This is a genomic window from Synergistetes bacterium HGW-Synergistetes-1 (assembly GCA_002839185.1).
Lineage (GTDB): Bacteria > Synergistota > Synergistia > Synergistales > Synergistaceae > Caenicola.
Window position 1 is genome coordinate 66,839 of the sequence record PGXO01000009.1, and the last position, 11,264, is coordinate 78,102.

Annotated in this window: 11 protein-coding genes; all 11 read left to right on the forward strand. The window is 47.7% G+C overall.

What is annotated here, in order from left to right; translation table 11 throughout:
• The first annotated feature begins 372 nt into the window (after nucleotides 1-372).
• The 11 genes from CVV54_08440 to CVV54_08490 all read left to right on the forward strand — a co-directional run bounded on the left by CVV54_08440 (nucleotide 373) and on the right by CVV54_08490 (nucleotide 11,020).
• Entirely contained in the window at nucleotides 373-1,083 is a 711-nt protein-coding gene (locus tag CVV54_08440; protein PKL03946.1) for a translation initiation factor IF-3, read from the forward strand.
• 94 nt (nucleotides 1,084-1,177) lie between these two features.
• Complete coding sequence (locus CVV54_08445; protein ID PKL03947.1) at nucleotides 1,178-1,375, forward strand: 50S ribosomal protein L35; 198 nt, start codon at nucleotides 1,178-1,180, stop codon at nucleotides 1,373-1,375.
• Nucleotides 1,376-1,421: 46 nt separating this feature from the next.
• Entirely contained in the window at nucleotides 1,422-1,778 is a 357-nt protein-coding gene (locus CVV54_08450) for a 50S ribosomal protein L20 (GenBank protein ID PKL03948.1), read from the forward strand.
• A 121-nt stretch (nucleotides 1,779-1,899) separates the two neighbouring features.
• Nucleotides 1,900-3,123, forward strand: coding sequence for a potassium transporter Trk (locus CVV54_08455; protein ID PKL03949.1), 1,224 nt, complete (start codon nucleotides 1,900-1,902; stop codon nucleotides 3,121-3,123).
• A gap of 23 nt (nucleotides 3,124-3,146) precedes the next feature.
• Entirely contained in the window at nucleotides 3,147-3,824 is a 678-nt protein-coding gene (locus tag CVV54_08460) for a TrkA family potassium uptake protein (protein ID PKL03950.1), read from the forward strand.
• A 79-nt stretch (nucleotides 3,825-3,903) separates the two neighbouring features.
• Nucleotides 3,904-4,965 (forward strand): phenylalanine--tRNA ligase subunit alpha, encoded by a 1,062-nt coding sequence (locus tag CVV54_08465; protein ID PKL03958.1) that lies wholly within the window; start codon nucleotides 3,904-3,906, stop codon nucleotides 4,963-4,965.
• Nucleotides 4,966-4,977: 12 nt separating this feature from the next.
• Nucleotides 4,978-7,407, forward strand: coding sequence for a phenylalanine--tRNA ligase subunit beta (gene pheT / locus CVV54_08470; GenBank protein ID PKL03951.1), 2,430 nt, complete (start codon nucleotides 4,978-4,980; stop codon nucleotides 7,405-7,407).
• 42 nt (nucleotides 7,408-7,449) lie between these two features.
• Entirely contained in the window at nucleotides 7,450-7,722 is a 273-nt protein-coding gene (locus tag CVV54_08475; GenBank protein ID PKL03952.1) for a hypothetical protein, read from the forward strand.
• Nucleotides 7,723-7,752: 30 nt separating this feature from the next.
• Complete coding sequence (locus tag CVV54_08480) at nucleotides 7,753-8,028, forward strand: hypothetical protein (GenBank protein ID PKL03953.1); 276 nt, start codon at nucleotides 7,753-7,755, stop codon at nucleotides 8,026-8,028.
• On the forward strand, nucleotides 8,025-8,657 hold the full coding sequence (locus tag CVV54_08485) for a hypothetical protein (protein ID PKL03954.1): 633 nt from the start codon (nucleotides 8,025-8,027) through the stop codon (nucleotides 8,655-8,657). Before CVV54_08480 ends, CVV54_08485 begins: the two co-directional genes overlap by 4 nt.
• Before the next feature lie 5 nt (nucleotides 8,658-8,662).
• Entirely contained in the window at nucleotides 8,663-11,020 is a 2,358-nt protein-coding gene (locus CVV54_08490) for an endonuclease MutS2 (protein ID PKL03955.1), read from the forward strand.
• Nucleotides 11,021-11,264 lie beyond the last annotated feature (244 nt).

The following is an 11,264-nucleotide window of genomic DNA, read 5'->3' on the forward strand; positions in this document are numbered from 1 at the left end:
AGAGGTAGTGGGCCGAAAGTTCAATCCTTTCAGTCATACATATTAAGTCATTTGTTATAATAATAATATAGGGACAATGATGTTCAAGTCAAAGGATATAGTAAAAATAAATTTGCAATTTTAAGGAAGTAATGATATAGCGTATAGTAGATGTTTAAAAAGCTATTGACACTGTTGCAAGATGCAACAATATGTGTTAGCATACACAAGTTGATTTATATCAACGGGTTTTTAAGCAGAGGATGCGCCTCTCGCCTGCCGACGAATCAAGTTGTCAGGTCTACCCGGAAAGAAATTTCCAATGGGCTTGGCGCGTTTTGTGCCGGGCCCATTTTAATTTGAGCAAGATCTACACTCAGGAGGTGTAACGCCATAGTAAACAGGGACGACGAGCCCCGCGTGAATTCCGACATTCGGGCGACAGAGATTCTTCTCATCGACGAAGAAAATGCCAAGCGAGGCGTAATAAGCACTAAAGAAGCGCTGGCGCTGGCTGAAGCGGCCGAACTTGATCTGGTGGAGGTAGCCCCTCAGGCGACCCCGCCGGTATGCAGGATAATGGATTACGGAAAGTACCGTTTCCAGCAGCAGAAGCGTGACAAGGATGCCCGCAAGAAACAGAAGAATCAGGTAGTAAAAGAGATAAAGATGCGGCCGAAGATCGACCAGCATGATTATGATTTCAAGGTGAAGGCAATAAAGACGTTCCTTCAGGCCGGTCATCGTGTAAAGGTCTCCATCTTCTTCAGAGGAAGAGAGATGGCATTCCTTGATCGCGGCAGAGACGTTCTCAACAAGGTCATGGCTGCGATTGTCGATTTCGGCAAAATGGAGATGGAGCCAAGGATGGAAGGCTCATACATGAGAATAATGATAGCCCCCTCCATACAGATAGAGGCTGTAAAGAAGCCCTCAGCTCCAAAGGAAAGCGCTCCGGCTCCCGAAAAGAAGGCAAAGAAAGAAGCAGCCCCAAAAACAGCTGACGCTGCTCCTAATAAAGAAATCAAGGAACCTAAAGAGGTAAAGGAACCCAAAGAACCTAAGGTCTCAAAAGAGGCTGAGGAAAAAACTGACAGCGAATAGTTCAAATATTCGTTACTGCTGATAAAAAAGTAAAAACAATAATGCGTGATCGTCTCTTTTACAGAGATATAACAGCAAGAGGAGGAACTATGCAATGCCCAAGATGAAAACCCACTCCGCCACAAAAAAACGTTTTAAGATTACCGGAACAGGCAAGGTCACCTTCAAAAAGAGCGGCCGCTCCCACCTTCTTTCTTCGAAGAACTCGAAACGGCTTCGCTCACTTAGGAGAAAAGGTGTCCTTCCGGCAGCTGTTGAGGCGCACATAAAGAAGGTTATGCCCTACGCATGAGGCCGGGGCTCTTTTAACGAGAAATAATACTGAGGAGTGACATTAAATGCGAGTAAAGGGATCAAGTGCAAGCCGCAATAAACTTAAAAAACTATTCAGCATCACAAAGGGATTCTGGGGACGCAAAAAGAACGTATACCGCAGGGCTCGTGAAGCCTACCTACACGCTCTTACAAGTGCTTTTTCAGGCCGTAAGCTTAAAAAACGCGATTTTAGAAAACTCTGGATCATGCGTATAAACGCAGCTGCCCGTGCAAACGGAATAGCTTACAGCGCGCTCATAAATGGATTGAAGAGGGCTGAGATCAACATCAACCGCAAGATGCTTGCGGACCTTGCCGTCAACGACATGCCAGCTTTCTCGAAACTTGTTGAAAAGGCCCAGTCAGCCCTGAAATCATAAACTTTCGCAGAGCGGCAAATTGAAAGTACATACTTCTTATAGAGTTGAACAAGTCATAGTTTTGGGGTTCCTGCTGGTCATATTAGCGGGAGCCCTACTGCTATGGTTGTCCAATAAATATTTGTACGATATGCCGATAGCCGTTGAGGATGCTCTTTTTATGTCTACATCAGCTGTATGCGTAACAGGCCTTGCCACTATAGACCTTTATACAGGACTGGGCATGGTTTCGCAGATCATAATACTGATCCTTATCCAAATAGGCGGGCTTGGTTTCATGACTGCTGTCATGATGCTGGGAGTGGCAGTTGGAAGAAGGATGGGCATCAAGAGCAGGCTTTTCTTTCTTGTAGGCTTTGGTTTGAATGGTATAAGCGGCGCCATCAGGCTTTTGAAAATATTGGCAAAATACACATTTGTAGCAGAAAGCATTGGGGCTGCCCTGCTGTACTGGGGATTTATCCGTCACGGGCTGACTGTCGAAAAATCTATTTACTATGCCGTTTTTCATTCTGTGAGCGCTTTTTGCAACGCTGGTTTTTCTCCCCTCCCAAATGGTCTTAATGGTTTTTCGCTTTCTATCATAGTACCTGCTGCGGTGATGATGCTTATAGTATTGGGAGGCATAGGATTCCCCGTTTTTGCGAACTGTTGGGAGGCTTTTTGGAAGAAAGGCAGAATATCGCATTATTCGAAGCTCGTACTCTACCTCACTTTCTGGCTCATAACAGCTGGAACTGTGATGCTTTTGGTCTCGGACTGGAATGGAGGTCTTGCGGGGCTTCCGGACTGGGCCAGAATTTGGAACGCACTTTTTACAAGTGTGACGACCAGAACTGCGGGTTTCGACACAGTTCAGCCCGCTTCATTTTCAGAACTGGGTAAGATACTGATGATAGTGCTGATGGTAATAGGTGCATCTCCTGCATCTACAGGAGGCGGCATCAAGACAACGACGCTTGGGGTACTTGCAATTGCGGCATGGAATGAGATGCTTGGCAGGGACGAAAATATTTTCTGGTATAGAAAGATAGCCTATTCCACAGTAAGGAGAGCTCTGGCTATGGCCTTTATGTATATGATTACTTTTTTTATAGGTGCAGTGCTTCTTTCACTGATTGAAGACTTTTCCTTTGAAGCCCTGCTCTTTGAAGCTGTGTCCGCAATGGGGACTGTGGGGCTTAGCCTTGGCATTACACCGGAATTATCTGTTGCTGGTAAAATGATCCTTGTGATCCTCATGTTCTGGGGAAGGGTCGGCATACTCTCGTTCTTTGCTATCCTGATCAAAGAGGAGAAGAAGGTAGAAATTCATTTTGCAGAGGTCAATATTTCCATAGGATAACCATCCTCGAAGGAGCGGAAACAATGAGCAAAGAGAAAAAAAGTTTCCTTATAGTCGGACTGGGGCGTTTCGGAATATCTTTGAGCGAGAAACTAGTTGAACTTGGACAGAGCGTTATTGGAGTGGACCAGCTTGCCGGTCCTGTCGCTGAAATGTCAGAAAAGATAGATGTTGCAGCACAGCTTGATGTTTCTGATGAGAACGCACTGATAAAAGTAGGAGCTAAAGAGGTCGACATCGCCATAGTAACGATAGGCGCGAGCCTGGAGAACAGCATCCTCTGTACTTCAATACTGGTAGATCTTGGTATCCCGCTTGTCGTAGCAAGGGCTAACAGTGCACTGCACGCCAAGATACTTACCAGGATCGGTGCTCACAGAATAGTATTCCCTGAGTGGGATATGGGACATAAAGTTGCAGAGAATTTTGTATTTCCATGGTATTCGAAATTTACAAAGATAGACGGTGGCGATTTCTACTTTGGAAAGATAAAGCCTATTCCTGAGATGATTGGAAAGACTATGGCGGATCTGAAATTTTCTCAGCGCTATAAAGTGATAGTGATATTGCTTGAACATGCCGGAAAACAGGAATCACCATCCCCTATCAGACCTTTTAAAGTAACAGACGGCCTTTGGGTGCTGGGACACAGAGAGGATATGGACAAACTTATAACGAAAACCGATCCGGACGGCGAATGATCACCGCAGAGCCCTGATCAGGCTTTTATGCATATACTGGGGGAATATGAAAATGTTTGAGGAACTAAAGGAGCATGGAATGGAAAAGTTGGCTGAGTTGGGGCTCATAGAGCGGCTTGAGAAACTCAAAAAAGCGGGAATGGATAAAATCTCGGAGACATCACTGCCTCAGGATCTGCAGGCAGTCCGTGCCAACCTTATAGGACGAAAGGGAGAGGTTACTGAGGTCCTGAAAAGTGTTGGGCAGGCTGCGCCTGAGTTGAGGAAAGTTCTCGGACAGGCAGCAAATGAAGTCAAGGAGATACTGACCCAGGCGATAGATCAAAAAAACGAGGAACTTATCAACTGCGCCTCATGTTTTGAGGGTGCGGCAGATATCACGCTTCCCGGGGTGGATTTCACTACGGGAGGGCTCCACCCGATAACCCAGATGTGCTACGACCTCAACGACGTTTTCCGTTCACTTGGTTTTGAGGTCTTTTCGGAACCTGAAATAACAAGCGAGTTTTATGCCTTTGATAATCTTAATTTCGCCCCGGAACATCCGGCACGTGAGAGCATGGACACATACTGGATCAAGGGTCATGACGAGGAGAGAGGCGCAAAGCGCTTATGTCTCAGACCTCACCTTACTGGAGCAAGCGTTCGCTACCTTCAGCAGCATGGAGCTCCGGCACGTTTCGTCTATCCCGGAAGGGTCTACAGGAACGAAACTACCGATGCAAGGCACGAAAGGGCCTTCTTTCAGTACGAGGCGCTGATAGTGGACAAGGACTTCTCCTTTGCCTCCGGCAAGGTGCTTGTCAAAACGATCCTCGACAAAATATTCGGAAGAGACGTTGAGGTCAGGATGAGGGTCGGATTCTTCCCCTTTGTTGAGCCCGGATTTGAGATAGACATGCGGTGTCTCGTATGCGGAGGTGAGGGCTGCAAAGTCTGTAAACACGTAGGATGGATAGAGGTAATGCCAGGTGGGACCCCCCACCCCAACGTGCTGAAAGCGGCAGGCCTTGATCCAGCGGTCTGGTCCGGATTCTACATCAACATAGGGTTGGACAGGCTTGTCATGATGAGATACGGTGTAGATGACGTGCGCCTCTTCCACAGCGCCGACCTTCGTTTTCTTGATCAGTTCAAATAGGAGATATATACGATGAAACTTTCACTTAACTGGATAAAAAAATATGTTGATCTTCCCGAAGATCTTACAATGGAGAAGCTTTCCTATGACCTGACGATGTGTACCGTTGAAGTCGAGGATGCAGTTGACCTTGCAGAGAGTCTTGGCGGACTTGTCGTAGGAAAGATAATCACAGTGGAGCCGCACCCCGATGCGGACAAACTCAGGATATGCACAGTAGACGTAGGCGACATGGCCCCAAGTACGATAGTATGCGGAGGGATCAACCTGGTCCCCGGTCAGCTTACAGTAGTTGCCAAACCGGGTGCCATGGTCCGCTGGCACGGAGTCGGCGACCCTGTCGAGATAAAGCCGGCTAAGCTCAGGGGCGTTATGAGCTATGGAATGATATGCTCATCAGGCGAAATAGGACTTGAAGAACTCTTGCCCGTGTCCCGCGAAGCGGAGATTATTGATATCACGGAACTGGGTGCTGAGCCCGGGAGTTCAGCAGCGGAGGCCCTTGGTCTAAACGACATCATACTCGAGATAGACAATAAGTCCCTCACAAACAGGCCTGATCTCTGGGGACACTATGGAATGGCGCGTGAACTTGCCGCTATTTACAACCGCAAACTTATGCCCCTTGAAAAAGTCAGTCTGCCTGAGGGGAGCGGTGATCTTGGAATAGTGATAGAAAACCCGGACAGATGCCCACGATACGCGGCTATTACTTTCAAAAACATCAAAAATGTCCCATCTCCCTTCGAGCTTAAGAGCATGATATGGCGCGTGGGCATGAGGCCGATAAATCTTCCCGTCGACATAACGAACTACGTGATGCTCGCAACGGGACAGCCAACCCATGGATTTGACAAAAACCACATCAAGGGCAATATCCATATCAGGACAGCCAAAGAGGGTGAGAAGCTCGAGCTGCTTGACGGTGAGATCCTCGACCTTACGACCGAGGACCTTGTCATCGCTGATGAGAAAAACCCTGTGGCTCTTGCCGGGATAATGGGAGGCAAGCTGGATTCGATCCTGGAGGATACAACAGAGATCATACTTGAGCTGGCGAACTTCACTGCGATGGGTGTCAGGCGTACGGCACAGAGATTTGACATACGCACGGAAGCCTCCTCGCGCTTTGAAAAGAGCGTAGAACCGCAGCGCGTTGATGGTGCCATAGCAGTAGCCGTAAATATGTTCAAAGAATACTTCCCGAAGTCCGAGATAGTGGGATTTGTGGATTCATATCCTCTCCCTCTAAAAAAATCCGAGGTAGACGTGCCTCTCTCGTTCCTTTCAAGGAGGTTGGGCAAGGAACTTACCGCGGAAGAAGTTATTATGATACTGGACAACCTCGGTTTCAAAACAGAGGCTAAGAACGGAATGCTCCACGTAACGGCTCCCTCATGGAGGTCGACCGGCGATATCTCGCTTCCGGATGACATCCTTGAAGAAGTCGCGAGACTCATGGGATACGAAAACTTTGATTTTATACCCCCGACTGTCGTACTTGAAAAACCGATCAACCAGAGAAAAGTCGAGATGGAACGCTCGATCAGAGAATACCTCGCTTTCAGGTGCGGCATGCAGGAAATATTTACCTATCCCTGGATAGAGGATGAATATATTGAGGCGTCATGCGCAGACACAGATAAAATGCTCTGCCTCAGCACACCTCCGTCACCTGACGAGAGCAGGCTTCGTTCCACGCTCATTCCGGGTATGATGAAAGGTGTATTCACTAACCTAAGGTATTTTGACAGCTTCCGTATATTCGAGCTTACCCAGGTCTTTACCGACCAAAATTATCATAGCATCAATGACCCTGCTGAGCAGCTCCCGGAAATGTCAAGGCATCTTGGCGGAGCCTTTGTGGGAGCCGACCCGAGGTTTTTATTCAGGCAGACCAAAGGAACGCTTGAGCACATGCACAGAGCGGTCCACATGGAGCCCCTCAGCTTTGCGCAGGTCATAAAACCGCAGTGGGCGGACGACAAGCTTTGGCTCAACGTCATGTATAGAGACGAGCCCATCGGCTGCATAGGACTCATTTCCCTCAGGTCAGCCCGCAAAGCAGGAATGAAAAGAAGTATGACCGTACTTTTTGAGATCGATGTCGAGAAGCTCGTGCCTCTCGCATCAAGACAAAACAGGTACATGCGCCTTCCGGAATATCCTTGCGTGGATTTTGACCTCTCTGTAGTCTTTGACGAAAAGGTCACATGGGCAGAGATCTACGAGACGGCCTCAAAGGTAGAACTTGTAAAAGATGTCCGTTTCATAGACGAATACCGCGGTTTGCAGGCGGGAGAGGGTAAAAAATCCGTCTCCTTCCGCACGAGGATATGCTCAGACGAAGGTACCCTTACGTCTGAAAAGATCGAGATTATCACAAAACAAATGATGAAGAAGATGTCAAAGAAGTACGGCGGAGATGTCCGCGGGGCATAAAGCTCTGGTAAAATAGAGGGAGAAAAATCAGGAGGTGTTGATATGATAGAGCAGTTTGAAAAGCTTGAAGCCGCGATAAACGGTCTTGAAGCGTGCATAGAGGAAATGAAAAAAGAAAACGATAAATTTAAAAAGGAAGCCCAGGAACTTAAGGGTGTCATAGAAGACAGAGACCTTGAGATACTACAGCTCCAGGAGGACCTCCAGAAGAGATCCACTGTCCATGATACTGAGAAAAATGAGATAGAACACAAACTGGAAGGGCTACTTGGCAGAGTTTATTCCATGACAGCGGGTAAAACAGAAACACAATAGCGCCAAATTGAGATAAAAGGAGTTTTTACAATGGACGAAGCGCCTGAGATCCGAAACCTGGGTGAAGGGAAATATTCTTTCCTTGTCGGCAGGCAGAGATACACTCTTACCACTGCGCTTGATGAGGAGCGCTTCGTCCGTATTGTCTCCGCGATACAGGAGCTGGTGAGTTCTTTTCCTCCAACGCTCTCACAGGAAGAAAGGCTGTTTCTTGCCTTGATGTCCTTTTCACATGAGCTTGACGACATAAAATGCAGGATCGATTCTGTTACCGAGACTCTGAATGAGAGCGGGTCTGACAATTGAACCTTGTTGGCTGGCACCTGATCGACATTTTTTTTATTCTTCTCGGATGCTACTTTGTTATCAGGGGATGCTTTCGAGGTTTCGTAGGAGAGGTAATTACCCTTCTCGGTTTTTTCTGCTCTATCTATGTATCGTTTAAATTTTCAGGAAAATTCGGAGATGTGATAAGCGCCTTCACAGGGATAAACGAATCAGTCTCGCAGCTTGCAGCCATTATCCTTGTCTGGCTAGTAATATCAATAATTGTTGCAGTTATCCGCAAAATGATGAGGGGCCTTCTTTCAGCGATAAGTCTGAGCGGTATCGACAGGCTGCTTGGAATTTTTTCCGGTCTGCTCAAAACATTTGTAGCAGTCTATGTCGTCCTCATAGGAGGTCTTCTCCTTGCCCCTGTAGTCGAACCGACCTGGATGACAGAAAGCGATATTATCCGATATGCCGGAAGGCAGTGGCCAGAGGTAAAGCAGATACTTGTTGATTTCAAGCTTCTTCCAAATGCTGAAACATTGCCCGAAGGAACGCTGGAGCAGATCCTTAGGCCATACCGGAAAGGAGCGTCAGGCCCGGATGGGTACGTCCCAAACAGTGACAGGACTATGATGGGAACAAACATCCGGGAACAGGTTTGATTCTCATGTTTGCAGAAAAAGCATCATACAACAGCCTTGAGATAAAAAAGATAATCCCCCTCATATCTAAATACTGCAGGAGCGAAATAGGCGAGGAAGCTGCATTTGCGGCATTGCCTGCGCACAATTTTGATGAGCTCAGAACAAGACAGGAGATCTTCTTATCGATAGAAGACTACAGGGAGAAAAAGGGCGAGCTTCCATGGCAGAATGGTATGGCTCCAGTGACCCCAATGCTTGCCGAGGCAGATGAAACAGGTTTCTTAACGGGCGAAGAACTCCTGAAGATACGCCATCTCATAAAACTCTCCATGAAACTCAAAGAGATCCTTAACTCAGAAAAAGAAAAATATCCGGTTTTCTCTTTGATCACGAAGGAAATAAGAGACTTTACCGATGAGATAGAAAGGCTCTCTGTCATTGACGATGACGGCAGGCTATACGACTCCGCATCCGAAAAGCTCAAAAATGTCAGGGAGAAGATCAAAGAACTCAGGGAGACCATACGCAGGAAGGGACATGCTCTGATAAACGACCCTTCGATATCGGGAATGCTTCAGGAGAGGGTCATGACGATAAGGAACGGAAGGTACACATTTCTTGTCAGGCCGGATGCCCTGAGCATATTCCCGGGTACAGTCGTGGACCGATCGGTCTCAGGCAACAGCGTTTACATGGAACCAAACTCCATGATAAGGCTCAACAATGAATTCACCTCATGCCGGAATTCTGAGATCTATGAAGAACAGAGAATACTGCGCGAACTTACTGTAAGGATCCAGAAAAAGACAAAAGGGATACTGGATGCCGAAAAAGTGATCGGTACTATCGACCTCTTCTATGCTCTCTCAGAGAAAAGGCGTCTTGAAAGGTGGACGATGCCGGAGCTATCTCAGAAGACGAATTTCAGCTTCAAAAAGGCCAGGCACCCTCTGCTTTTTGATAAGGCCGTGCCAATTGACATCGGATGCGGGGATAAATACAGGATACTTGTTATCACAGGTCCAAACACCGGCGGAAAAACTGTAGCACTGAAGACTGCAGGCGTATGTGTGATCCTTGGCTGGATGGGATTTCCGATCCCTGCTGCCGAAGGGTCTGTGCTTGGAATAATTGATGAGCTCTTCGCCGATATCGGAGATGAACAGAGTATTGAACAGAGCCTTTCCACCTTCAGCGCGCATGTCAAACATGTAACTGAGATACTTGGCGGGGCAGGTCCGAACTCACTGGTGTTGCTTGACGAACTTGGAGCAGGAACAGACCCCGAAGAGGGGGCTGCGCTGGGCATAGCGATCCTTGACTGGCTTAGGGAGAAAAAGACCCTTGTGCTGGCAACCACGCACCACAACCCGATCAAGAGGTTTGCCCTTGCAACTGCTTCTATCGAGACGGCAAGCGTTGAATTCGATATCGCCACTCTATCTCCGACCTACAAGATACTCACAGGTATCCCCGGAAGGAGCAACGCACTTCTGATAGCGGGCAAGCTCGGCATGCCCCGCGAAGTCATAAAAAGGGCGGAGCAGGCTATCAGCGGCAAGGAGATCTCCATGGAAGACCTGATAGCCGAACTCCACGGTAAGCGCGCAAAACTCGAAAGAGAGAGCATAGAGGTAGAAAACTCACTCAAAAAACTTGAAAAGCTTAAAAAAGACTATGAAGAAAAGGTCAAAGAGATAGAAGAAAAACGCGACACTCTCATAGCCAAAGCCGACAAGAAAGCTCTCAGCATAGTTAAAAACGCGGAAGATTCTGCAAGGGCACTTATTAAAAACCTCGAATCGGCCGATGCAGAGTCGACCGCAAGACGCGAACTGGAGAAGAAGAGAAGCCACTTCCACAAGATAGAAAAATCCGCTGATCAGAGGGAAGAGAAAAAGATAACCGAACAGTCTGTGGCAGCAAAAAAGGAGATACTTAAAGAGGGGGACACCGTGAGGATAATCGGTACAAAGGGCGTTGCCACAGTTCTCCAGGTCAAAGGGAAAAAAATTCTCGTGCAGGCCGGTCCGGCGGAGGTCGAAGTTCCAATTACAAAATTGAGTCTGGTCCCGCAGAAGGAGATCCCGAAGGCTCCTCCTTCCGTTCAGGTCAAAGTCTCGCGCCCGACGGGAGTCCCGAGCGAGATAATGGTCCGTGGAATGACCATAGATGAAGCCATACCAATGGTCGAACAGTATCTTGACCAGGCCTACAGGGCCGGTTACGACACAGTAACAGTCATCCACGGCCGCGGCGAAGGGATATTAAGGAGAGAGGTACAGGAACTCTGTAAAAGGACTCCCTACATCATAGAGCATAACCTCGGAGGTCCTCACGACGGTGGGTATGGGGTTACTATTGTTCGCTTCCGCAAATAGGCAATTGGGGCATCTCGGAGCGCTAGCTTAGCAACATTTGCGGTCCTGCGCTTCGACGTATGACCAATACGCCTTCGCTTGAACCACTGCATGTTGCGTCGCTATCATCTCCGATCTGCCCCAATTGCAGCAATTGAGATTTATAGCGGCGCTGACTTAGCAACATGCGATGCTCCTTCACCTCAACGTATTGATATACGCCTCGTATATTGATGTAAGTATTTCAGTTGTTCTGTAAAGACGG